Annotated in this window: 21 protein-coding genes; 11 read left to right on the forward strand and 10 right to left on the reverse strand. The window is 62.4% G+C overall.

Annotated features, from left to right (window positions below):
• Positions 1 to 85: 85 nt before the first annotated feature.
• From choV to C8K66_RS12020, 3 genes are all read right to left on the reverse strand, one after another.
• Complete coding sequence (gene choV, locus C8K66_RS12010; RefSeq protein WP_046381796.1) at positions 86 to 1,264, reverse strand: choline ABC transporter ATP-binding protein; 1,179 nt, start codon at positions 1,262 to 1,264, stop codon at positions 86 to 88.
• Positions 1,261 to 2,106: a choline ABC transporter permease subunit gene (gene choW, locus C8K66_RS12015; RefSeq protein ID WP_015886271.1), complete on the reverse strand. Its 846-nt coding sequence runs from the start codon at positions 2,104 to 2,106 to the stop codon at positions 1,261 to 1,263. Before choW ends, choV begins: the two co-directional genes overlap by 4 nt.
• Positions 2,107 to 2,175: 69 nt before the next feature.
• On the reverse strand, positions 2,176 to 3,123 hold the full coding sequence (locus C8K66_RS12020; RefSeq protein WP_017844933.1) for a choline ABC transporter substrate-binding protein: 948 nt from the start codon (positions 3,121 to 3,123) through the stop codon (positions 2,176 to 2,178).
• Positions 3,124 to 3,538: 415 nt separating this feature from the next.
• Here C8K66_RS12020 and C8K66_RS12025 point away from each other — a divergent pair, with 415 nt between their 5' ends.
• Together C8K66_RS12025 and C8K66_RS12030 are read left to right on the forward strand one after the other, a co-directional pair.
• Positions 3,539 to 4,915, forward strand: coding sequence for an L-serine ammonia-lyase (locus tag C8K66_RS12025; protein ID WP_017844932.1), 1,377 nt, complete (start codon positions 3,539 to 3,541; stop codon positions 4,913 to 4,915).
• Positions 4,916 to 5,431: 516 nt separating this feature from the next.
• A complete protein-coding gene (locus tag C8K66_RS12030; RefSeq protein WP_017844931.1) occupies positions 5,432 to 6,535 on the forward strand; it encodes a GlxA family transcriptional regulator in 1,104 nt (367 codons plus the stop codon).
• A gap of 94 nt (positions 6,536 to 6,629) precedes the next feature.
• On the opposite strand, the gene C8K66_RS12035 is transcribed toward C8K66_RS12030, so the two are convergent.
• The 5 genes from C8K66_RS12035 to C8K66_RS12055 form a co-directional block, all read right to left on the reverse strand.
• A complete protein-coding gene (locus C8K66_RS12035; RefSeq protein WP_108524907.1) occupies positions 6,630 to 6,893 on the reverse strand; it encodes a hypothetical protein in 264 nt (87 codons plus the stop codon).
• Between the two features lie 97 nt (positions 6,894 to 6,990).
• The gene (locus tag C8K66_RS12040) at positions 6,991 to 7,488 is read right to left on the reverse strand and encodes a thioesterase family protein (protein WP_108524909.1); all 498 of its coding nucleotides are present in this window, start codon (positions 7,486 to 7,488) and stop codon (positions 6,991 to 6,993) included.
• 13 nt (positions 7,489 to 7,501) lie between these two features.
• Positions 7,502 to 8,467 (reverse strand): L-carnitine dehydrogenase, encoded by a 966-nt coding sequence (locus tag C8K66_RS12045; RefSeq protein ID WP_108524911.1) that lies wholly within the window; start codon positions 8,465 to 8,467, stop codon positions 7,502 to 7,504.
• 147 nt (positions 8,468 to 8,614) lie between these two features.
• A complete protein-coding gene (locus C8K66_RS12050) occupies positions 8,615 to 9,502 on the reverse strand; it encodes a 3-keto-5-aminohexanoate cleavage protein (protein ID WP_108524913.1) in 888 nt (295 codons plus the stop codon).
• An 87-nt stretch (positions 9,503 to 9,589) separates the two neighbouring features.
• Positions 9,590 to 10,534 (reverse strand): choline ABC transporter substrate-binding protein, encoded by a 945-nt coding sequence (locus C8K66_RS12055; protein ID WP_017844926.1) that lies wholly within the window; start codon positions 10,532 to 10,534, stop codon positions 9,590 to 9,592.
• A gap of 193 nt (positions 10,535 to 10,727) precedes the next feature.
• On the opposite strand from C8K66_RS12055, the gene C8K66_RS12060 reads away from it, so the two are divergent.
• Both C8K66_RS12060 and C8K66_RS12065 read left to right on the forward strand, forming a co-directional pair.
• Entirely contained in the window at positions 10,728 to 11,672 is a 945-nt protein-coding gene (locus C8K66_RS12060; RefSeq protein WP_017844925.1) for a GlxA family transcriptional regulator, read from the forward strand.
• Between the two features lie 68 nt (positions 11,673 to 11,740).
• The gene (locus tag C8K66_RS12065) at positions 11,741 to 12,919 is read left to right on the forward strand and encodes an AAA family ATPase (RefSeq protein WP_046381803.1); all 1,179 of its coding nucleotides are present in this window, start codon (positions 11,741 to 11,743) and stop codon (positions 12,917 to 12,919) included.
• Positions 12,920 to 13,423: 504 nt separating this feature from the next.
• Here the strand turns inward: C8K66_RS12065 and C8K66_RS12070 are convergent.
• Entirely contained in the window at positions 13,424 to 13,840 is a 417-nt protein-coding gene (locus tag C8K66_RS12070) for a DUF3010 family protein (RefSeq protein WP_108524915.1), read from the reverse strand.
• Between the two features lie 202 nt (positions 13,841 to 14,042).
• On the opposite strand from C8K66_RS12070, the gene C8K66_RS12075 reads away from it, so the two are divergent.
• On the forward strand, positions 14,043 to 15,005 hold the full coding sequence (locus C8K66_RS12075) for a tyrosinase family protein (protein ID WP_108524917.1): 963 nt from the start codon (positions 14,043 to 14,045) through the stop codon (positions 15,003 to 15,005).
• 40 nt (positions 15,006 to 15,045) lie between these two features.
• Here C8K66_RS12075 and C8K66_RS12080 read toward each other — a convergent pair whose 3' ends face one another.
• A complete protein-coding gene (locus tag C8K66_RS12080; RefSeq protein WP_046381806.1) occupies positions 15,046 to 15,447 on the reverse strand; it encodes a lysozyme inhibitor LprI family protein in 402 nt (133 codons plus the stop codon).
• A 219-nt stretch (positions 15,448 to 15,666) separates the two neighbouring features.
• Here C8K66_RS12080 and C8K66_RS12090 point away from each other — a divergent pair, with 219 nt between their 5' ends.
• From C8K66_RS12090 to C8K66_RS12115, 6 genes are all read left to right on the forward strand, one after another.
• Positions 15,667 to 16,644: a dipeptidase gene (locus C8K66_RS12090; RefSeq protein ID WP_017849539.1), complete on the forward strand. Its 978-nt coding sequence runs from the start codon at positions 15,667 to 15,669 to the stop codon at positions 16,642 to 16,644.
• Positions 16,645 to 16,695: 51 nt separating this feature from the next.
• Entirely contained in the window at positions 16,696 to 17,226 is a 531-nt protein-coding gene (locus C8K66_RS12095; RefSeq protein WP_017849540.1) for a DUF5943 domain-containing protein, read from the forward strand.
• 16 nt (positions 17,227 to 17,242) lie between these two features.
• Positions 17,243 to 19,303 (forward strand): dimethylglycine demethylation protein DgcA, encoded by a 2,061-nt coding sequence (gene dgcA, locus C8K66_RS12100; protein WP_017849541.1) that lies wholly within the window; start codon positions 17,243 to 17,245, stop codon positions 19,301 to 19,303.
• Between the two features lie 174 nt (positions 19,304 to 19,477).
• Positions 19,478 to 21,421: a dimethylglycine demethylation protein DgcB gene (gene dgcB, locus C8K66_RS12105; protein ID WP_079444843.1), complete on the forward strand. Its 1,944-nt coding sequence runs from the start codon at positions 19,478 to 19,480 to the stop codon at positions 21,419 to 21,421.
• Complete coding sequence (locus C8K66_RS12110) at positions 21,421 to 22,641, forward strand: electron transfer flavoprotein subunit alpha/FixB family protein (RefSeq protein WP_108524919.1); 1,221 nt, start codon at positions 21,421 to 21,423, stop codon at positions 22,639 to 22,641. Before dgcB ends, C8K66_RS12110 begins: the two co-directional genes overlap by 1 nt.
• Before the next feature lie 15 nt (positions 22,642 to 22,656).
• Positions 22,657 to 23,427, forward strand: a complete 771-nt coding sequence (locus tag C8K66_RS12115) for an electron transfer flavoprotein subunit beta (RefSeq protein WP_046487910.1) — start codon at positions 22,657 to 22,659, stop codon at positions 23,425 to 23,427.
• The last annotated feature ends 132 nt before the right edge of the window (positions 23,428 to 23,559 follow it).

Below are 23,559 nucleotides of genomic sequence, written 5' to 3' on the forward strand. Positions count from 1 at the left end.
TCATCTGTTACTGATACACCGCTATCGGGGGCAAGCCCCCTCCCACATTTTGACCCTGTTTCTCCAATGGGTTTTGCGGTGTTTGTTAGCCCAGGTTCTTGCCCAGCAGGGCATGGTAGAGCTCGCTGTCCCCCAGGATCCCCACCACCTGGTTGTTGTCGTGCAATACCAACTTGTTGCCCGTCTGGTAGCGGATCTGCAGCGCATCGCGCATGCCGATATTCGAGTCCACCAGTGTCGGCAGGCGGCCCAGGCCTTCCACGGGTTGCCCCGGTGCCCAGTTCTGCAGGTTCATCACCGCGCCATTCTGGCGTGCGCCCCGGATGGTGTTGCCTTCGGCCAGGTCGAGCCACGAGTCGCCGCCCGGATCGAGGCACACCGAGCCGTTGATGCGTTTGCAGTTGTCCAGCGTCCGCATCAGGCTGCGCCCGCACAGCACGTTCAGCGGGTTGGTATGTGCGACGAAGGTACGCACATAATCGTCCGCCGGGTTCAGCACGATTTCTTCCGGCACGCTGTACTGGATGATCTTGCCGTCTTTCATGATCGCGATGCGGCTGCCGAGCTTGAGGGCTTCGTCGAGGTCGTGGCTGACGAACACGATGGTCTTGCTCAGCTTGCTTTGCAGCTCCAGCAACTCGTCCTGCAGGCCTTGGCGGATCAGCGGGTCGAGGGCGGAGAAGGGTTCGTCCATCAGCAGGATGTCGGCGTCCATCGCCAGCGCCCGCGCCAGGCCGACGCGCTGCTGCATGCCGCCGGAGAGTTCGTCCGGCTTCTTGTTACGCCATTGGCTCAGGCCCACCAGTTCGAGCTTTTCGTCCACCAGCTTGCGCCGGTCTTTCTCCGGGCGGCCCTGCATTTCGAGGCCGAAGCTGATGTTCTCGCGCACGGTCAGCCAGGGCATCAGGGCGAACTTCTGGAACACCATGGCGATGCGTTTGGTACGCATCATTTTCAGCTCGGCCGGGGTGCAGGAGGCGATGTCGATCTGGCGCCCTTCATGCTCGACGAACAACTGGCCACGGCTGACGGTGTTGAGGCCGTTGATGCAGCGCAGCAGGCTCGACTTGCCGGAGCCCGACAGGCCCATCAGCACACAGATCTCGCCTTTTTCCACATCCAGGCTGGCTTTTTCAACGCCGACGATCTGGCCGGTCTTTTTCAGGATCTCGTTACGGCTCATGCCCTGGTCCAGCAGCTTGAGCGCTTCGCGTGGGTCTTTGGAGAAGATCACGTCGACATTGTCGAATCGGATAATGCTCATGCATCACCCCCTACTTTGGCGTCGGGTTGTTTGCAGATGCGGTCGAGCATGATGGCCAGCAGCACGATCGCCAGGCCGGCTTCAAAGCCCAGGGCGATGTCGGCGGTGTTCAGTGCGTTGACCACCGGCTTGCCGAGGCCGTCGGCACCCACCAGGGCGGCGATCACCACCATCGACAGCGACAGCATGATGCATTGGGTAATGCCGGCAGCAATGCTCGGCATGGCGTGGGGCAGTTCAATGCGCGAGAGCAATTGACGGCGCGAGCAGCCGAAGGCCTTGCCGGCGTCCATCAACTCTTGCGGTACATCACGGATACCCAGGTAGGTCAGGCGGATCGGCGCGGCAATCGCGAACACCACCGTGGAAATCAACCCGGGCACCACACCCAGCCCGAAGAGGGTCAGGGTAGGGATGAGGTAGACGAAGGTCGGTACGGTCTGCATCAGATCGAGCACCGGCCGCATCAGGGTGTAGAACATCGGTTTGTGCGCGGCAACAATGCCCAGCGGCACGCCGATGACCACGCAGACCAGGGTGGCGAACAGCACCTGCGCGAGGGTCTCCATGGTTTCCTGCCAGTACCCCAGGTTGAGGATCAGCAGGAAGGAGGCGATGACAAAAACAGTCAGGCCCCATTTACGTTGAATGAAGTGAGCCAGCAGCGCAATCAGACCGATCAATGCCAGCGGATTGAACCAGGTCAGCGCGAACGTCACGCCGTGGATCATCGTTTCCAGGGTCGATGCGATTGCGTCGAAGTAGTTGGCACCGTGTTGGGTCAACCATTCGACGAAGGCAGCGATGTACTGGCCTAGTGGGATTTTCTGTTCAGTCAGCATGGTAGTGAATGTCCACATGCGAAGGGGAAAACATCCCGGGCCAGCGCACCAGCCCGGGGTCAGCAGGGATTACTTGGCGAGGTAAGCTTTGACGGCCTCCAGACCTGGTTTGCCATCGACGGTGGTGACACCGGCAAGCCAGGTATCGAGCACTTGCGGGTTCTTCTTCAGCCAGGCCTTGGCCGCGGCGTCGGGTTTCATCTTATCGTCCAGGACGTTACCCATCAGGGTGCTTTCCATGTTCAGGGTGAACGACAGGTTTTTCAGCAACTGACCGACGTTGCTGCATTCCTGGGTGTAGCCCTTGCGCACGTTGGTGTAGATGGTGGCCTGGCCGTAGTTGGGGCCGAACGAGTCGTCACCCCCGGTCAGGTATTTCATCTTGAAGCGGGTGTTCATCGGGTGCGGTTCCCAGCCGAGGAACACGATGGCCTTGCCGCGCTTGGTGGCGCGTTCGACCTGCGACAGCATCCCGGCTTCGCTGGACTCGACGACTTTGAAACCGGCCGACTTCAAGCCGAACGCGTCCTTGTCGATCAGGGTTTGAATGGTGCGGTTGCCGTCGTTGCCGGGTTCGATGCCGTAGATTTTGCCTTCCAGCTCATCCTTGAATTTGGCGATATCGGCGAAGTCTTTCAGGCCTTTGTCATACAGCGCCTCGGGAACGGCCAGGGTGTACTTGGCGTTTTCCAGGTTGGCGCGCACGGTTTCCACGGTGCCGGCATCACGGTATGCCTTGATGTCGTTTTCCATGGTCGGCATCCAGTTGCCGAGGAAGATGTCCATGTTCTTGCCGTCGGCCAGGGACTTGTAGGTCACCGGCACCGAAATCATCGTGGTGCGCGGTTTGTAGCCGAGGCCCTTGAGGATTTCGCTGGTGGTCGCGGTCGTGACGGTGATGTCGGTCCAGCCGACATCGGAGAAGTTGACGGTCTGACATTGTGCCGGTTCTGCAGCGTGCGCCAGGACTGGCAGACTCAGCATGGCGGCCAACAACAACGAGGGTGAACCTTTCATGGGGCTAGACTCCTGTGTGCTTTCTGGCGGCATTCGCCGCGCTTTATAAGTGTTGCGGTTGGAACGTGCTTTGAGGCGGCGGCACGGTGCCTTGCCAACGAGTCGAGACTGATCATGTACCAGTGAAAATCTGACGCCTACAGGGGGCGTCGTATCCAGTACAGGCAGGGTCGCATCCAGTGTCGGTGACGTCGTTTACAGATTTTTCCTAAGGTAAAACCGCTGTTTTTACCCATCTGCACCGCTAAAAACGCCCAAAACAGGCCCTTGCTCGTGAGCGACGCTGATGAGCATGGTTGCGTCGGTGTGAGACGCCGTGATGGCGGATAAAAGCCTGATGATGCCGCCATCTGGGCGATCTGAGCGTAGCACCTCGTTCAAGCCTGGCCTGTGCTTATCGAGGAGTTCCACGGCAATGGCTATCAGTGTTTTCGACCTGTTCAAGATCGGCATCGGGCCTTCGAGTTCTCACACCGTCGGCCCCATGCGCGCCGCAGCGTTGTTCGTTCAACGGTTGCGTGAACGTGAATGGTTGGAACAGGTACGACGCGTCGAAGTTCAGCTCTACGGCTCATTGTCGGCCACCGGCATCGGCCACGGCAGCGACACCGCAACCATCATGGGCCTGATGGGCGAGTGGCCGGACGCAATCGATCCGGCGCAGATCGGCCTGCGTATCCATACCCTGCGCGAGACCGACACGCTGCTGCTGGACGGGCGTTTACCGGTGCCTTTCGTGTGGGCGCGGGACATGCGCCTGCTCGACGAAAACCTACCGTTCCACCCCAATGCCATGACCCTGGTGGTGTTCGGTGCTGACGGCGAGTTGCACCGCGACACCTACTACTCCGTCGGCGGCGGCTTTGTGGTGGATGAAGCCCAGGCGCAAAGCGGCGTGGCGGATATGGACCGCAGTGCATTGCCCTATGAATTCTCCAGCGCGGTGGAGCTGCTGCAACTGTGCAAGAGCCACAACCTGCGCGTCGCCGAGCTGATGCTGGCCAACGAAAAAGTCTGGCGCTCCGAGGATGAAATCCGCAGCGGCCTGATGACGCTCTGGCGCGCCATGCAAGCGTGCGTCGAGCAGGGCCTCAAGCACGAAGGCATCCTGCCCGGCGGCCTGAATGTGCGCCGTCGTGCCGCCAAGTTGCACCGCAGTTTACTGGAGTTGAGCAAGCCCAACGTGATCGGCTCGACCTTGAGCGCGATGGAGTGGGTCAACCTGTTCGCCCTCGCGGTCAACGAAGAAAACGCCGCCGGCGGGCGCATGGTCACCGCGCCGACCAATGGCGCGGCGGGGATCATCCCGGCGGTGCTGCACTACTTTATGAAGTTCAGCGACGACGTCACCGAAGCCAACGTGGTCGACTACCTGCTCAGCGCGGCGGCGGTGGGCATTCTGTGCAAGAAGAACGCCTCGATCTCCGGCGCCGAAGTCGGCTGCCAGGGCGAGGTCGGCTCAGCCTGCGCCATGGCGGCGGCGGGGTTGGCGGAGATCCTCGGCGCCACCCCGGAGCAACTGTGCAACGCTGCCGAAATCGGCCTGGAACACAACCTCGGCCTGACCTGCGACCCGGTGGGCGGCCTGGTACAAGTGCCGTGTATCGAGCGCAACGCGATTGCCGCGGTGAAGGCGATCAACGCCGCGCAGATGGCCCTGCGCGGCGACGGCCAGCACTTTATCTCCCTCGACCGGGTGATCCGCACCATGCGCGATACCGGGGCGGACATGCATGACAAGTACAAAGAGACGTCGCGGGGTGGGTTGGCGGTCAGTGCGGTTGAGTGTTGAGACCGCGTCGCCGCTATCGGGGGCAAGCCCCCTCCCACAGGGGAACGCATTTCAGATGTGGGAGGGGCGGTGCGACGATTCGACTTGCCCCCGATAGCGCCAGTCCAAACAACCCTGCTCATAAAGTGAACACCAAAACCAAAAGCGCCACCTTTTAGCGCGTCGCAAACAGATAAGTAGCCCCCAAACGATTTCCCCTCAGACCACCCGTCACCCGTGCCTGCGGTGACAGACGCTTGCTTCGCCCTCAAAGCGCCTACCCACAAGTGCTACCGATCTGCTCACAGCCCTTGAACGGGGCCGCTTGCGCCGCCGATTCGGGGCATATTCCGCACTTCGTACAGGGGCTTGTCTAGACACATCAAGAGGTCGTTTTCAGGAGTTATTGAATGGCCATTCAAATTTAGGCATGGCAATTGCTCTATCAACTCAACGCCTCTCTCTGCATCAGAGACGAGCGCAATAACAAGAGCCTCGCCTGAGGCCATCACCCGCTTTGTGTGAGGAGATACCGCGATGACGTCGTTCAACTCCGGGGCCCAACCCCAGAACCGTGCGCCTCAATCCATCGGCTTTCTGCTGCTGGACAATTTCACGCTGATTTCCCTGGCTTCGGCAGTGGAACCGCTGCGCATGGCCAACCAGTTGTCCGGGCGCGAGTTGTATCGCTGGACAACCCTGAGTGTCGACGGCAACCAGGTGTGGGCCAGCGACGGTCTGCAAATCACCCCCGATGCCGCCATGCACAAAGCCCCGGCCCTGGACACCGTCATCGTGTGCGGCGGCGTGGGTATCCAGCGCACCGTCACCCGTGAACATGTGTCGTGGCTGCAAAGCCAGGCGCGCCAGTCCCGTCGCCTCGGCGCGGTGTGTACCGGCAGTTGGGCCCTGGCCTGCGCCGGGCTGCTCGATGGCTTCGATTGCAGCGTGCACTGGGAATGCCTGGCGTCTATGCAGGAAGCCTTCCCGCGCGTGTCGATGAGCACCCGCCTGTTCACCCTCGACCGCAACCGCTTCACCAGCTCCGGCGGCACCGCGCCGCTGGACATGATGCTGCACCTGATCAGCCGCGACCACGGCCGTGAACTGTCGGCGGCGATCTCCGAGATGTTCGTGTACGAGCGCATCCGCAACGAACAGGATCACCAGCGTGTGCCGCTCAAGCACATGCTCGGCACCAACCAGCCGAAGTTGCAGGAAATCGTTGCGCTGATGGAAGCCAACCTCGAAGAACCGATCGACCTGGATGAGCTGGCGGTGTACGTCGCCGTGTCGCGGCGCCAGCTGGAGCGGCTGTTCCAGAAATACCTGCACTGCTCGCCGTCGCGCTACTACCTCAAGCTGCGCCTGATTCGCGCACGGCAGTTGCTCAAGCAAACGCCGATGTCGATCATCGAAGTGGCGTCGGTGTGCGGGTTCGTGTCCACGCCGCACTTCTCCAAGTGCTACCGCGAATACTTCGGTATTCCGCCACGGGATGAGCGCGTCGGTTCCAACACCACCCAGCAGGTGGCGATGATGCCGATTCCGCCGGCGTTGGTGTTGTCCCCGTTGTCGGGGCCGATGTCGGCGTTGAGCCAGGCGCGCAATGAGTCGACGTTTGCCAGTGTGAGGCTCTAGACCGAGTCGCCTGCATCGGGGGCAAGCCCCCTCCCACACTCGAATTGTGAATACAGTCAAATGTGGGAGGGGGCTTGCCCCCGATAGCGGTCTGTCAGACGCCGGAGTTCTGTTTGAACTGCATCAGCGCCGGCAATAACTGCTTATCGATCGCCTGCCGCACCGCCGGCAGAATCGTCGCACTGCCGCTGTACATCTGCTCGACCATGCCCTTGAGCGCCTTGGCCCGCGCTTCGCTCAAACCGCGTACCGCACATTCACAGGCCTGCTCGGCGCTGGCGCCGCTGGATACCTCGAAACCGAGCGAGCGCAGTTTGCTCAGCAGGTCATCCTGGTCAATCAAATCCGCATGCATCATGACGTTTATCCTGGTGAAGGGAGCGGGGGGATCGATTTGGATTCTGGTAGCCGACCAGGCGGTCGGCAAGGGCAGAATGCATGAATGGCTCGGATGGCTATGAACAGGTCGTTTTCGGGCCATTTGGCGCGGGCAGGCCAATGACGCGGCCGAGGAGGGCGGGAGTGGGCAGGTCGACTTGCGTGGCGCGGATGGCCGCGAGGCGTTCCAGTGTCGCCTCGGTGAACGGCGTCGAGCGCGGCCCGGCGAGGTCGACGTGCAGCAGCATCTGTTCGTTGCCCGCCAGTTCCTTGTCGTCGCTCACCAGGTGCAGGCTGTGATAGAGGTGCAGGCGCTTGGCATCGTGGGCGATCAGTTGGGTACGCACCTCCACGTCGGCGCCGAGTTTCACTTCGTGCAGGTAGTTCAGGTGCAGCTCCAGGGTGAACAGCGAATGGCCGCTGGCGGCGCGGTTTTCGCTGTCCAGGCCGAGGGTGTCCATCAACGCGTCGGTGGCGTAGCTGAAGATCAGCAGGTAGAACGCGTCGCGCAGGTGGCCGTTGTAGTCGACCCAGTCGGGGTGGACCTGGGTGGTGTAGGTGGTCAGTGCCGGCATGCTGGGGGGTTCCTTATTCGGCGAAGGTCATGCCGTGCTTGGCTTTAGTGGTCTTCACCGCTTCCAGCACCGCCAACAGACAATCATCACGGTAGCGCTCCAGCGCCGAAATGCTGTGGTTACCCAACTGCTCGCGGGTGCCGTCGACCACATCGTCGATCAACTTGTCGGTCAGCTCCGGCGCCGGCAGGTGGGTCCACGGCAACTGCAACGCCGGGCCGAACTGTGCCATGAAGTGCCGCATCCCGGCATCGCCGCCGGCCAGGGTGTAGGTCAGGAACGTGCCCATGAACGACCAGCGCAAGCCGGCGCCAAAACGGATTGCGTCGTCGATCTCGCCGGTAGTGGCAACGCCATCGTTGACCAGGTGCAGCGCCTCACGCCACAGGGCTTCGAGCAGGCGGTCGGCGATAAAACCGGGGACTTCCTTGCGCACATGCAACGGGCGCATGCCGAGGGATTCATACACCTGGATCGCCGCCTGGATCGCCTCGGGCGCGGTGTGTTTGCCGCCCACCACTTCCACCAGCGGCAGCAGGTACACCGGGTTGAACGGGTGACCGACGACGCAGCGTTCAGGGTGGGTCGAGCCTTCATAGAATTCGCTGGGCAACAGGCCCGAGGTACTGGAGCCGACCAACGCATTCGGCTTGGCGGCCGCGCTGATCTTGCTGTGCAGCTCCAGTTTCAGCTCCAGGCGTTCCGGGGCGCTTTCCTGGATGAAGTCGGCGTCTTTCACGCACGCCTCGATCGTGGCGACAAAACGCAGGCGGTCCTGCGATGCGCCGGGAGCCAGGCCTTGTTTCTCCAGGGCGCCCCAGGCATTGGCGACGCGTTGGCGCAGCGCGGCTTCGGCACCGGGCGCCGGGTCCCAGGCCACCACATCGAGGCCGTGGGCCAGGGCGCGGGACACCCAACCGCTGCCGATCACACCGCTGCCGAGGGCGGCGAAGGTTTTGATATCTGTAATAAAACGCATGGCGACATTCCTGAATAAGGTGATGTTCCCCTGTGGGAGGGGGCTTGCCCCCGATAGCGGTGTACCAGTCGATGCATTCGCTGCTGATACACCGCTATCGGGGGCAAGCCCCCTCCCACAGGTTTTGATCCGGTTTGGGCAGGGGGGTTAGCTGCGTTTTTTGAGTCCCATTTTCAGGCGCCCTTCGGCCGGGGTCATGACCCGCGCGCCCAGGCGGCTGAGGATTTCACTGGCGCGTTCCACCAGTTGACCGTTGGTGGCCAGCACGCCTTTGTCCAGCCACAGGTTGTCTTCCAGCCCGACCCGCACGTTGCCGCCGAGCAGCACCGCCTGCGCCGCCATCGGCATTTGCATGCGGCCGATGCCGAAGCCGGCCCACACCGCGTCGGCGGGCAGGTTGTCGACCATGGCTTTCATGGTGGTGGTGTCGGCCGGCGCGCCCCACGGGATGCCCAGGCACAGTTGGAACAGCGGGTCGTCGAGCAGGCCTTCCTTGATCATCTGCTTGGCGAACCACAGGTGGCCGGTGTCGAAGATTTCCAGCTCGGCTTTTACGCCCAGTGCCTGGATACGTTTGGCGCCGGCCCGCAGTTGCGCCGGGGTGGACACGTAAATGGTGTCGCCATCGCCGAAGTTCAGCGTGCCGCAGTCGAGCGTGCAGATTTCCGGCAACAGCGCTTCCACATGGGCCAGGCGGGTCAGCGGGCCGACCAGGTCGGTGTTGGGGCCGAATGCCATGGGCGTCTCGCCGCCGCCGATCTCCAGGTCGCCGCCCATGCCGGCGGTGAGGTTGACGATGATGTCGATGTCGGCCTCACGGATACGCTCCATCACTTCGCGGTACAAGGCGACGTCGCGGCTGAACTTGCCGGTCTCGGGGTTGCGCACATGGCAGTGAACGACAGTGGCGCCGGCCTTGGCGGCTTCCACGGCGGCGGCAGCGATTTGTTTGGGGGTGACCGGTACATGGGGGCTTCTGGCGCTCGTGTCGCCAGCACCGGTGAGTGCGCAGGTGATGATGACGTCGTGGTTCATGGGGCAGGTTCCTTACAGGCGTGATTTCAAGGCGTAGCGAGGCCGTTCGCGGTCAGGCACGACCGCGAAACGGTGCGTCGAATACCGTTATTTGCTGGTCAGTTGCAGGTTGGCGGCGGCGGGTTTGCCGTCGAAGGTGGTCACGCCTTCGAGCCAGCGCGCCTGGTCTTGCGGGTGATCCTTGAGCCACTGCTTGGCGGACTCGAAGGCGTCCTTGTGTTCCAGCAACGGCTGCATCATTCGGCTCTCGTCGGCGGCGGTGAAGGTCAGGTTGGTCAGCAGCTTGTGGACGTTGGGGCACTGCTCGGCGTAGGTCGGCGAGGTGACGCTCCACACGGTGGCCATGCCTTCGTTCGGGCCCAGGGCGTCTTCGCTGCCGGTGAGGTAGGTCATCGCGATGTTGACGTTCATCGGGTGCGGCGCCCAGCCGAAGAACACCACGGCTTCCTTGCGACGCACCGCGCGGTCGACGGCGGCGAGCATGCCCGCTTCGCTGGACTCCACCAGCTGGAATTTGCCCAGGCCGAACTGGTTCTTGGCGATCATCGCCTTGATCTGGGTGTTGGCGCCCGAGCCCGGCTCGATGCCGTAGAGCTTGCCGCCCAGTTCTTTCTCGAACCTGGCGATGTCGGCGAAGGTTTTCAGGCCTTTGTCGGCCAGATAAGTCGGCACCGCCAGGGTCGCGCGCGCGTCTTCCAGGCTCGGTTTATCGAGGACCTTGACCTGCTTGGCGTCGACGAACGGGGCGATGGTCTGGGTCATCAGCGGGTTCCAGTAGCCGAGGAACAAGTCCAGGCGCTGGTCGCGGATGCCGGCGAAGATGATTTGCTGGGACGCGCTGGTCTGTTTGGTCTTGTAGCCGAGGCCATCGAGCAACACTTGGGTCATGGCGCTGGTGGCGATCACGTCGGTCCAGTTCACCACGCCCATACGCACGTTCTGGCAGGATGGCGCGTCGGCCGCGAAGACGCTGGTACTCAAGATGGCGCTGGCGCTGAAGGCGAGCACGCAGCGGCTGATCAGTCGGTTCATGGTGGTTCCCTCGGCAGGTCGTTATTGTGGGGGCCGGCGTCTTTGTGCGCCGTGGGGTCACGTTACGCAGCTTGAGGGGCGACAAAACGCACGGCGGCGACCCGCTCTTGCACTGCAGCGACCTGTGCTCTTGAATGGGCCGTTGAACTGGCGTATCACAGTGACCACGCTGCCGGTCCTACGAGAGCGCACCATGTCCCAGGATTTCTACTTTCTGCTGATGCCAGGGTTCTCGGCCATCGGCTTTATCTCCGCGCTCGAACCGCTGCGCGTGGCCAACCGCTTTCGTGGCGAGTTGTACCGCTGGCATGTGTTGAGCGCCGACGGCGGCGCGGTGCTGGCGAGCAATGGCATGTCGGTCAACGCCGACGCGGCGCTGGAGCCGCTGAAAAAAGGCGCGACGCTGATGGTGGTCGCCGGTTTCGAACCGCTTGAATTCGCCACCCCGGCCCTCGAACATTGGCTGCGCCGCCTCGACCATGACGGTGTGACCCTCGGCGCCATCGACACCGGAGCCTGCATCCTGGCCGAGGCCGGGCTGCTCGACGGCCACCGCCTGACCCTGCACTGGGAAGCCATCGACGCCTTCAAGGAAGCCTATCCGCACCTGAGCGTGACCCAGGAACTGTTCGAGATCGACCGCCGCCGCATTACCTGCGCCGGCGGTACCGCTTCCATCGACCTGATGCTCGACCTGATCGCCCAGGCCCATGGCCCCGACCTGGCGATCCAGGTCTCCGAGCAATTCGTGCTCGGGCGCATCCGCCCGCGCAAAGACCACCAGCGCATGCAGATCGCCACGCGCTACGGCATCAACAACAAGAAGTTGGTGCAGGTGATCGGCGAGATGGAACAACACACCGAACCGCCGCTGAGCACCCTGGCCCTGGCCGAGGCGATCAAAGTCACGCGGCGTCAGTTGGAGCGGCTGTTTCGCCTGCATCTGAACGACACGCCGAGCAACTTCTACCTCGGCCTGCGCCTGGAAAAAGCGCGGCAGTTGTTGCGCCAGAGCGACATGAGCGTGCTGGAGGTGAGCCTTGCCTGCGGCTTTGAGTCGCCGTCGTATTTCACCCGCAGCTATCGGGCGCGATTTGCCAAGTGTCCGCGGGAGGATCGGCGACGGGAGGTGGTTTGATCGGCGATTATAGTCAATTATACTCACGACTATAATTTATAGTTAGTTCAATAATTGAGTATAAAAGCATGTCCAAGCCCAGCGGTTTTGTGTTCCGCCGCCCCACCCTGGCAAGCAGTATTGCCGATGGCCTGGTGGGCGTGGGTATCCAGGATTTCACCTCTGGCCTGTTTCTCGCGGCGCCGCGTCGTACCGGCAAAAGTACTTTTCTGCGCGAAGACCTTCTCCCCGAGTGCCAGGCTCGGGGTTGGCTGACGGTGTATGTGGACCTGTGGGCCGACAAGGAGAAAGATCCCGCCGAGCTGATTTCCAGCGCCATTGCCGGTGCGTTGGTGCCTTTCGAAAAGGGCATCCGCAAACTGGCGAAGAACATCGGCATCGAAAAACTCAGCTTCCTGCGCACCTTGTCCTGGGACTTCACCAAGCCTCAACTGCCCGTGGGCGCGACCCTTACGCAAGCACTGGAATTACTTCACCGCGCCGCCGAGAAAACCGTGGTGCTGGTGATTGATGAAGCCCAGCACGCGCTCACCACCGAAGCGGGCATCAACGCCATGTTCGCCCTCAAGGCCGCACGCGACCAGCTCAACCAGGGCCGCGAAGGCGAGGGCAGTGGCTTACACCTGGTGTTCACCGGCTCCAACCGCGACAAGCTCGCTCATTTGGTGCTGGGCAAAAGCCAGCCGTTCTTCGGCTCCAGCATCACGCCGTTTCCGTTGCTGGGTAAGGCGTTCACTCAGGCTTACACCGCGCATCTCAACGCGCACCTGGCCAAGACCAACCAATTCAACGCGGCGGATATCGACGAAGCATTTGAGTTGGTAGGCCGGCGCCCCGAGATGCTGCGCACCATCATCGGTGAAGTGGCCCTGGAGTTGGGCGAGGCAAGCAACCTGGGCCAGTTGCTGCACAGCCGCGCGGAAGTGCTGCGCGCTGGCGTCTGGAACGAATTCGAAAGCGCCTGGAACGCCCTCACCCTTGCGCAACGTGCCGTGCTGCAAGTGATGGTGGAGCGTTCGCAACACAATCAACCCTTCGCCCCGTTCACCGACAGCACCCTCATTGCGGTCAGCAAGGCGCTGGAGGAGATGGGCAGCGACGTGGTGCCCGGCACTCAGACCATCCAGGCGTGTATCGATGCCCTGCGTGACAAGGAACTGGTATGGAAGTCCAGCCGCGGCGGTTATGCCCTGGAAGACAAGTCCTTCGGCGACTGGCTGCTGCACAAGCACCGTACACCCGGCTAAACACACCACAAAGCCAATGTGGGAGGGGGCTTGCCCCCGATGACGGTGGATCAGCGGCACCTGAGTGGCTGACACACCGCCATCGGGGGCAAGCCCCCTCCCACAGTGAATTGTCGGTGTGCTTATTGCTTTATCAGGGCCGAACACGCCGCCTTGAAGGCTTCCTGCTGGTACTACACCCCTTCACCTGTAAGCGACAAAGATCAAATGTGGGAGGGGGCTTGCCCCCGATGACGGTGGGTCAGCGGTACCTGAGTGGCTGACACACCGCCATCGGGGGCAAGCCCCCTCCCACAGTAAATTGTCGGTGTGCTTATTGCTGTATCAGGGCCGAACACGCTGCCTTGAAGGCTTCATGCTGGTACTACACCCCTTCACCTGTAAGCGACCAAGATCAAATGTGGGAGGGGGCTTGCCCCCGATGACGGTGGATCAGCGGCATCTGAGTGGCTGACACACCGCCATCGGGGGCAAGCCCCCTCCCACAGTAAATTGTCGGTGTGCCTATTGCTTTATCAGGGCCGAACACGCCGCCTTGAAGGCTTCATGTTGGTACTTGTTCAGCGTCGCCGGCAGATCGAAATTGTGCTTCTTGTTCTGCGCATTGATGGTCTGCGGCGACAGCAGCGTCACTTCAACCCCCTCCAGCAGTTGAAACACCCCTTCAATCTTGAACGTGGTCGGGCCGCCGGCGAATTCGCCTTTTTTGCTGCGCTTTTTGATGGCGATGCGTTCGATGGCGTTGTCCCGCACGAACGCCTTCACCTGGGCGGCGAAGGCTTTGACGTTGGCCGCTTCATCGTCGTCTTCGAGGGCGATTTTCTTGGTGGCCAGGGCGACGTGGGTCAGCGTCTGATTGTTCAGGGAGGCAACGGCGATGATGGCTTCGCTGCCTTTGATTTCGATGCCGCAGAGAGTCATTGGGTCGCCTTGGGGCAAAAAAGAGAGGCCGCAATAGTATCAGGGTCGAGGGCTGAGACGGCCGCCGTCCACCCGTCGGGAACGTGCTTGACCTGTTATTTTTGACAGTAGACCGCCGCGTGCCCGGTCTCATAGATTCCCTGAAGGAGCCTGCCGAGGGTTCCGGCCTGTTCCATGGCTATTCCGACAAGGGAGTTATGCAATGAATATTCGCAAGGAAATTCGCGCACTGACCGCAACGGAACAACTGGAGTTTATCAACACGTTATTGGCGATGAAGCGTTCCGGTGTCTACGACAAGTATGTTCATTGGCATCACGCCGTCATGAAGGCCACGGTCTACCCGAACGAACCCCAAGATCCCAACTACCGTAACGGTGCTCACCGGGGGCCGGCATTTCTGCCGTGGCACCGTGAAATGTTGATGCAGTTCGAGGCGGATCTACAAGCGATCAACGTCGGCGTGACGTTGCCTTATTGGGACTGGACGCAGGATGCGGCCGCCCCTGAACAATCGCCGGTCTGGCGCCAGGGTTTCCTGGGAGGTGATGGCGACCCAGCCGATCAGTTTCGCGTGCAGGATGGGGTCTTTGCCCACAAATACGGGAACTGGCCCGTGCCGTCCTATGACGAAGAGGGTTTGCCCGGGCCAGGCCTCAAACGCCAGTTCGGGCAAGTGATCAGCTCACTGCCAACCGAGGACGACCTGCGAGTGGCGATGAACGAAAGCCTGTATGACGAACCCAATTACAACTCGAGCCCTTTCATCCGCGGTTTCAGAAACCGCCTGGAAGGCTGGATCACCCAGCGCGGCGATCCTGCTGTCAAAACCTCCGGTTCGCAGCTGCATAACCGTGTGCATTTGTGGATTGGCGGCAATATGTTGCCCATGACCTCACCGGATGACCCGGTGTTCTTCCTGCATCACTGTTTCATCGACAAGATCTGGGCGGACTGGCAGGCGCAGAAGCGCCTGGATGAGCCGGACCTGGCCCCGCACTATTGCCCCATGCAGGACGGTCCGCCGGGCCACAACTATGATGATGTGATTAATCCCTGGACCCGCCGGATCAGTGAGGTGATGGATATCGCCGCGCTGGGCTACAGCTATGCGCCCAGCCGCCCATTGACGAAAAGCCCGTTCAAGTCGCCCTTCATGGCCTGACGCCTGTGAAGCGTTCCTGCGTTCAATGCGCGGGGATGCTTCACTCCTGGCCGATCGACTCCAAAAACTCCGACCGCTCATCACTCATCCGCGCCAGGCAATCGTTCAGTTCGATCGCATAGGGCTTGGTGCCGGTCGCCGCCGGGAAGGTGTCCACCGCGCAATCGGCGTCACGTAATTTTTCCCACTTCTGCTGGGCATCCTTCAGACGAGCGGTAATGTCTGCCAGCTGTGACTTGTTGCTGCCATAGGTCGAACCCATGCGCTCCAGCAACCCTTGATAGTTATCCTTGAGCAATTGCTCGGCGGTGGTTTTGTTGTAGGTGGCGCATTCCAGGGTTTGCTTGTCGTTTTCGATGCCGTCGCACGGCGTGCTGTCGGTGTCTTCGGCCGCGTGGACGCCGGTTGCGATGAGTGCCAAAGCCAGGAAAATCGATTTCATTGCGCCGTCTCATATCGGTTGATGCGGGAATTCTGGCCCAAGCGTAAGACAAAGAACAGCCGCCAGACAGACCTGTCTTAGCGACCTTCGTCGCGGATTGACGCTTTCGGCAATTCCCCTGTCGTTTTTGCACCCGGTCCGCTCGGCCCCTCGGCATATGCTGGCCCCAAAGCGCCGGCAGACGATTCGGCGCACGAATCGCCAATAAGGGGACGCCTGATGAGCCCAGCGCAATTACACGCCGACAGCATCGTTATCGACGGGCTGATCATTGCCAAGTGGAACCGCGAGCTGTTCGAGGACATGCGCAAAGGCGGCCTGACCGCCGCCAACTGCACCGTGTCGGTGTGGGAAGGGTTCCAGGCGACGATCAATAACATCGTCGCCAGCCAGACCCTGATCCGCGAGAACAGCGACCTGGTGATCCCGGTGAAAACCACCGCCGACATCCGCAAGGCCAAGGAACAGGGCAAGACCGGCATCATCTTCGGCTTCCAGAACGCCCACGCGTTTGAAGACCAGCTCGGCTACGTCGAGATCTTCAAGCAGCTCGGCGTCGGTGTGGTGCAGATGTGCTACAACACCCAGAACCTGGTCGGCACCGGTTGCTACGAACGCGACGGCGGGCTGTCGGGCTTCGGTCGCGAGATCGTCGGCGAGATGAACCGCGTCGGCATCATGTGCGACCTGTCCCACGTCGGCTCCAAGACCAGCGAAGAAGTCATCCTCGAATCGAAAAAACCGGTGTGCTACTCCCACTGCCTGCCCTCCGGGCTCAAGGAACACCCGCGCAACAAGTCCGATGAAGAGCTGAAGTTCATCGCCGACCACGGCGGCTTTGTCGGCGTGACCATGTTCGCGCCGTTCCTGGCCAAGGGTATCGATTCGACCATCGACGACTACGCCGAAGCCATCGAGTACACCATGAACATCGTCGGCGAAGACGCCATCGGCATCGGCACCGACTTCACCCAGGGTCATGGCCAGGATTTCTTCGAAATGCTGACCCATGACAAGGGCTACGCCCGCCGTCTGACCAGCTTCGGCAAGATCATCAACCCGCTGGGCATCCGCACCGTGGGCGAGTTCCCCAACCTCACCGAGACCCTGCTCAAGCGCGGCCACAGCGAACGCGTGGTGCGCAAGATCATGGGCGAGAACTGGGTCAACGTCTTGAAGGACGTGTGGGGCGAATAAGCCAAACACCCACGGGCAACACCACTACGAATTTTCTGGAGTTAAGTTTCCATGGCCAAGATCGCCCCGCAATTGCCTATCGAAGTCGACAGCGAAACCGGTGTCTGGACCTCCGACGCCCTGCCGATGCTGTACGTACCGCGTCATTTCTTCGTCAACAATCACATGGGCATCGAAGAGGTACTCGGTGCCGAGGCCTACGCCGCGATCCTCTACAAGGCCGGCTACAAATCCGCCTGGCACTGGTGTGAAAAAGAAGCCGAATGCCATGGCCTTGAAGGCGTGGCGGTGTTCGAGCACTACATGAAGCGCCTGTCGCAACGCGGCTGGGGCCTGTTCAAGATCCAGGACATCGACCTCGACAAAGGCACCGCCAGCGTCAAGCTCGAACACTCGGCGTTCGTCTACGTGTACGGCAAGGTCGGGCGCAAGGTCGACTACATGTTCACCGGCTGGTTTGCCGGGGCCATGGACCAGATCCTGCAAGCGCGCGGCAGCACTATTCGCACCGTGGCCGAACAAGTCTACGGCGGCTCCGAAGAGGGCCATGACGACGGCCTGTTCACCGTCAAGCCGTTGTAAGTCGAGGAACCCTGCCATGGCTTTCGAAGCAATGTTCGCGCCGATCCAGATCGGCAAACTGACCATCCGCAACCGCGTGCTCAGTACCGCCCACGCCGAGGTGTATGCCACCGACGGCGGCATGACCACCGACCGCTATGTGAAGTACTACGAAGAGAAAGCCAAGGGCGGGATCGGCCTGGCCATCTGCGGCGGGTCTTCCAGCGTGGCGATCGACAGCCCGCAAGGCTGGTGGAAATCGGTGAACCTGGCCGACGACCGGATCATCCCGCACTTCCAGAACCTGGCCGATGCCATGCACAAGCATGGCGCCAAGATCATGATCCAGATTACCCACATGGGCCGCCGCTCGCGCTGGGACGGCGAGCATTGGCCGACCCTGCTGTCGCCCTCGGGCATCCGCGAGCCGGTACACCGTGCGACCTGCAAGACCATCGAGCCGGAAGAGATCTGGCGCGTGATCGGCAACTACGCCAGCGCGGCAGCGCGGGCGAAAGCCGGTGGCCTGGATGGCGTGGAGCTGTCGGCGGTGCATCAGCACATGATCGACCAGTTCTGGAGCCCGCGGGTCAACAAGCGCACCGACGAATGGGGCGGCAGCTTTGAAAACCGCATGCGTTTCGGCCTGGAAGTGCTCAAGGCGGTGCGGGCTGAAGTCGGCCCGGATTTCTGCGTCGGCATCCGCCTGTGCGGCGATGAGTTCCACCCGGACGGCTTGTCCCACGAGGACATGAAGCAGATCGCCAAGTATTACGACGACACCGGCATGCTCGATTTTATCGGTGTGGTCGGCTCAGGTTGCGATACCCACAACACCCTGGCCAACGTCATCCCGAACATGAGTTATCCACCGGAGCCGTTCCTGCATCTGGCGGCCGGGATCAAGGAAGTGGTCAAGGCCCCGGTGCTGCACGCGCAGAACATCAAGGACCCGAACCAGGCCACGCGCATCCTCGAAGGCGGCTATGTGGACATGGTCGGCATGACCCGCGCCCACATCGCCGACCCGCACCTGATCGCCAAGATCAAGATGGGCCAGATCGACCAGATCAAACAGTGCGTCGGCGCCAACTATTGCATCGACCGCCAGTACCAGGGCCTGGATGTGCTGTGCATTCAGAACGCCGCGACCTCCCGCGAATACATGGGCGTGCCGCACATCATCGAAAAATCCACCGGGCCCAAGCGCAAGGTGGTGGTGGTCGGCGCCGGGCCAGCGGGGATGGAGGCTGCGCGCGTCGCCGCCGAGCGTGGCCACGACGTGACCCTGTTCGAGAAAAAAGCCTTTATCGGCGGGCAAATCACTACCGCCTCCAAAGCCCCGCAGCGCGACCAGATCGCCGGGATCACCCGTTGGTTCCAGTTGGAATTGGCGCGGTTGAACGTCGACCTGCGCCTGGGCGTGGCGGCGGACGCGGCGGCCATCCTCGACCTGCGCCCGGATGTGGTGGTGCTGGCGGTGGGCGGGCATCCGTTCCTGGAGCAGAACGAACACTGGGGCGCGGCCGAAGGCCTTGTGGTCAGCAGTTGGGACGTGCTCGACGGCAAAGTCGCGCCGGGCAAGAACGTGCTGGTCTACGACACCATCTGCGAATTCACCGGCATGTCGGTGGCCGATTTCCTCGCGGACAAGGGCAGCCAGGTCGAGATCGTCACCGACGACATCAAGCCCGGCGTGGCCATCGGCGGTACGTCGTTCCCGACCTACTACCGCAGCATGTACCCCAAGGAAGTGATCATGACCGGCGACATGATGCTGGAAAAGGTCTACCGCGAAGGCGACAAGCTGGTGGCGGTGCTGGAGAACGAATACACCGGCGCCAAAGAGGAGCGGGTGGTCGATCAGGTGGTGGTGGAAAACGGCGTGCGTCCCGATGAGGAGATCTACTACGCCCTCAAGCCCGGCTCGCGCAACAAGGGGCAGATGGACATCGAAGCGCTGTTCGCGATCAAGCCGCAACCGTGCCTGAGCGAAGCGGGCGAGGGCTACTTGCTGTTCCGTATCGGTGACTGTGTGGCGCAGCGCAATACCCACGCCGCGATCTATGACGCCCTGCGCTTGTGCAAGGATTTCTGACCCGACACCGAACCAATGTGTACTCGGTCTGAAAATGTGGGAGGGGGGCTTGCCCCCGATGGCGGTGGGTCAGCTACAGCTGTATCAACTGACAGTCCGCCATCGGGAGCAAGCTCCCTCCCACATTCAGACCCGGTTTCACAGTAGATCCGTGTGGTCTGTGGGAGCTTCACCATGTTGAATACTCTTCTTCCGATTCTGCTGTTCGCGGCGCTGGGCCTTGCTGTTCTGGGCGCACTGCGGCGGGCAGCCATGTGGCGCCGTGGGCGGGCGTCGAAGGTCGACTTGATCAAAGGCCTGCTGGCCATGCCCAAGCGCTACATGGTCGACCTGCACCACGTGGTCGCCCGCGACAAATACATCGCCAACACCCACGTCGCTACGGCGCTGGGTTTTGTGCTGTCGGCGCTGCTGGCGGTCCTGGTGCATGGTTTCGGCCTGCATAACCGCATCCTCGGCGTTGCCTTGCTGCTGGCGTCGGTACTGATGTTTGTCGGCGCCACGTTTGTCTATCTGCGCCGGCGCAATCCGCCGTCGCGCCTGTCGAAAGGCCCGTGGATGCGCCTGCCGAAAAGCCTGATGGCGTTTTCTGTGAGCTTCTTCCTGGTGACGCTGCCGGTGGCCGGGGTGCTGCCCGCCGACTTCGGCGGCTGGTTGCTGGCCGCGTTGTTGAGCGTGGGTGTGCTGTGGGGCGTGTCGGAAATGTTCTTCGGCATGACCTGGGGCGGGCCGATGAAGCACGCCTTCGCCGGTGCCTTGCACCTGGCCTGGCACCGCCGCGCCGAGCGCTTCGGCGGGGGCCGTTCCACCGGTTTGAAACCGTTGGACCTGAACGATAAAAGCGCGCCCCTGGGCGTGGAAAAACCCAAGGACTTCACCTGGAACCAACTGCTCGGCTTCGACGCCTGCGTGCAGTGCGGCAAATGCGAAGCGGCGTGCCCGGCGTTCGCCGCCGGCCAGCCGCTGAACCCGAAAAAGCTGATTCAGGACATGGTGGTCGGCCTGGCCGGCGGCACCGATGCCAAGTTCGCCGGCAGCGCTTATCCTGGAAAACCGATCGGTGAACACCGCGGCAACCCGCACCAACCGATCGTCAACGGCCTGGTGGACGCCGACACGTTGTGGTCCTGCACCACCTGCCGCGCCTGTGTGGAAGAGTGCCCGATGATGATCGAGCACGTGGACGCCATCGTCGACATGCGCCGCCACCTCACCCTGGAAAAAGGCGCCACGCCGAACAAGGGCGCCGAAGTCCTCGAAAACCTGATCGCCACCGACAACCCCGGCGGCTTCGCACCGGGCGGCCGGCTGAACTGGGCGGCGGATCTGAACCTGCCGTTGCTCAGCGAAAAAGGTCGCTGCGAGGTGCTGTTCTGGGTCGGCGACGCTGCCTTCGACATGCGCAACCAGCGCACCCTGCGCGCCTTCGTCAAAGTGCTGAAAGCGGCCAAGGTCGACTTTGCCGTGCTCGGCCTGGAAGAGCGCGACAGCGGCGACGTCGCCCGCCGTTTGGGCGATGAAGCGACCTTCCAACTGCTGGCCACGCGCAATATCCAGACCTTGGCCAAGTACAACTTCACGCGCATCGTCACCTGCGACCCGCACAGTTTCCATGTGCTGAAAAACGAATACGGCGCCTTCAACGGTGACTATGTCGTACAGCACCACAGCACCTTCATGGCCGAGCTGATCGGCGACGGCGCGCTGAACCTGGGCCAGCACAAAGGCAGCAGCGTGACCTATCACGACCCGTGCTACCTGGGCCGCTACAACGGCGAATACGAGGCGCCGCGCCAGGTGCTGCGCGCGTTGGGGATCGAGGTCAAGGAGATGCAACGCTCGGGCTACCGCTCACGCTGCTGCGGTGGCGGTGGCGGCGCACCGATCACCGACATTCCGGGCAAGCAACGCATCCCCGATATGCGGATGGACGACATCCGCACAACCGGCGCCGAACTGGTGGCCGTGGGCTGCCCGCAATGCACTGCGATGCTCGAAGGCGTGGTCGAACCGCGTCCACTGATCAAGGACATCGCCGAGTTGGTGGCCGATGCCTTGCTCGACGAGCCGGCGCCGGCCAAAGCCCCGATCACGCGTGAACCCGCGGAGGTACACTGATGAGCGACATTATCCGCCGCGACCCACGCGCCGAATGGATCGCCCGTAACCGCCTGCACCCGCTGCATGCGGCGATGCAGCCGGTGCAACACAGTTGGATGGGGCCCAACGGCGTCATCCGCAAGAACGTCCATGGTGTCGGTTTTATCGGCCCCAACGGCATCAAGCGCATCGACCGCAGCGGTGCCCAGCAGGGCGGGGCGGCCAAGCGCACGGCGGCGGTGGCGGTGCAGTTGCCGCTGCATCAGGTGGCGGCGCCCGCGTTCTACATCAACGTGGTGCCGGACATGGTCGGCGGCCGCCTGAGCAGCCACGACCGTGACCTGCTCGGCCTGGCCCGGCAACTCGCCGGCAGCGACGGTGCGGTGCTGGCCGTGGTGTTTGGCGAACACAAGGAAAACACATTTGCCACGGCCGGCGTCGACCGCCTGCTGGTGCTCGAAGGTCATGCCTTCGACGGTTATTCACCGGAGCAACGCGTGCAGGGCCTGCGGGCTGTGGATAACCAGTTCAACCCGCGTCATTGGTTGCTGCCGGACAGTCGCAGCGGTGGCGGCGAACTCGGTCGGCGTTTTGCCGCCAGCCTCAACGAGCGCCCGGCCACGCGGGTCTGGCAGATCAAGGGCGAGCAGTGCATCGGCCGTGCCGGTGCCGGTCAGCAAGACGTGGCCCGGCCGCTGCCGCGCCTGATCCTGGCCGCCGCCGAATGCGCCGATCCGGTCAGCGACACTCGGCATGAAGTGCTGCCCGTGGAGTTATCCACAGCCCTGGCGCGCAGCCTGCCGCGTATCGAAGACCTCGGCGCGGTGGCGGTGGACCCGGCGGCGATTCCGATGGCTGAAGCCGAGTTTATTTTCTCCGGCGGCAACGGCGTGAAGGACTGGGCGCTGTTCCACCAGACCGCCGCCGCCCTGGGCGCCACCGAAGGCGCCTCGCGCGTCGCGGTGGACGATGGCTTCATGGCCCGCGATCGCCAGGTCGGCGCCAGCGGCACCTGGGTCACGGCGCGGGTGTATGTGGCCGTCGGTATCTCCGGGGCGATCCAGCACCTGCAAGGCATCGGCGCCTGCGACAAGGTGGTGGCGATCAACCTCGACCCCGGCTGCGACATGATCAAGCGTGCCGACCTGTCGGTGATCGGCGACAGCGCCGCGATTCTGCAAGCCTTGATCGCCGCGGTCGAGGCCTACCGCCACGGCGCCAAGCGCGATGCGGCTTAAGCAAAGGATAAGGGCATGAACACGCAGGTAATCAGTCTGGTCTCCATCGGCGCCCACCCCACCTCCGGGCGCCCGCGCCGCGCCGAGCAGGATGCGCGCGCGGTCGAGTTGGGCCTGCAAATGGCTGGGGATAAGTTGCAGGTGCTGCATGCCGGCGACATCGCCGAACCCACGCTACGCAGCTACCTGGGCATGGGGCTGGCGCAGTTGCATGTGCTCGAACAACCGCCTGGCGCCGATGCCTTGCCGGTGCTCAGTGAGTATCTGCGCGACGCCGGTGCCCAGGTGGTGCTCACCGGTAGCCAGGCCGAAACCGGCGAAGGTTCGGGGATGTTGCCGTTCCTGCTCGCCGAACACCTCGGCTGGCCGCTGATTGTCGGGCTGGCGCAGGTGGAGTCCATCGAGAGCGGCGTGGCCCTGGTGCTGCAAGCCTTGCCCCGTGGGCAGCGGCGGCGCTTGAAGGTGCGCCTGCCGTTTCTGGCCACGGTGGATAACGCCGCACCCAAGCCTCGGCAGAGCGCCTATGGCCCGGCGCAACGCGGCGAACTGGCGGCCCACGAGGTCGAGGTTGAAGCGGACGAGTTATTCACAGGCGCCGTGCTGCAACCGGCCAAGCCACGACCCAAGCGGCTCAAGGTGATCAAGGCCAAGAGCGGCGCGGACCGGATGAAGGCGGCCACGGCCAAGGCCAGTGGCGGCGGCGGGCAGGTACTCAAGGGCCTCAGCCCTGAAGCGGGTGCTGAAGCGATTCTCAAGTTGTTGCTTGAGGAAGGTGTGGTTCGCTGAGTCGCAACGGGGAGAGTGGCTTACCCACAATCCCTGTTGACCCGTCTGTGGATAACCTGTTCGCGGTTGTCCACACCCCCTGTAAATCAAGCCCTGCAGCCCTCCGTACAAAAAACGACCAGGCTAACCCTC

Origin of the sequence: Pseudomonas sp. GV105, assembly GCF_003058185.1 — a bacterium.
GTDB classification, from domain to species: Bacteria; Pseudomonadota; Gammaproteobacteria; order Pseudomonadales; family Pseudomonadaceae; genus Aquipseudomonas; species Aquipseudomonas veronii.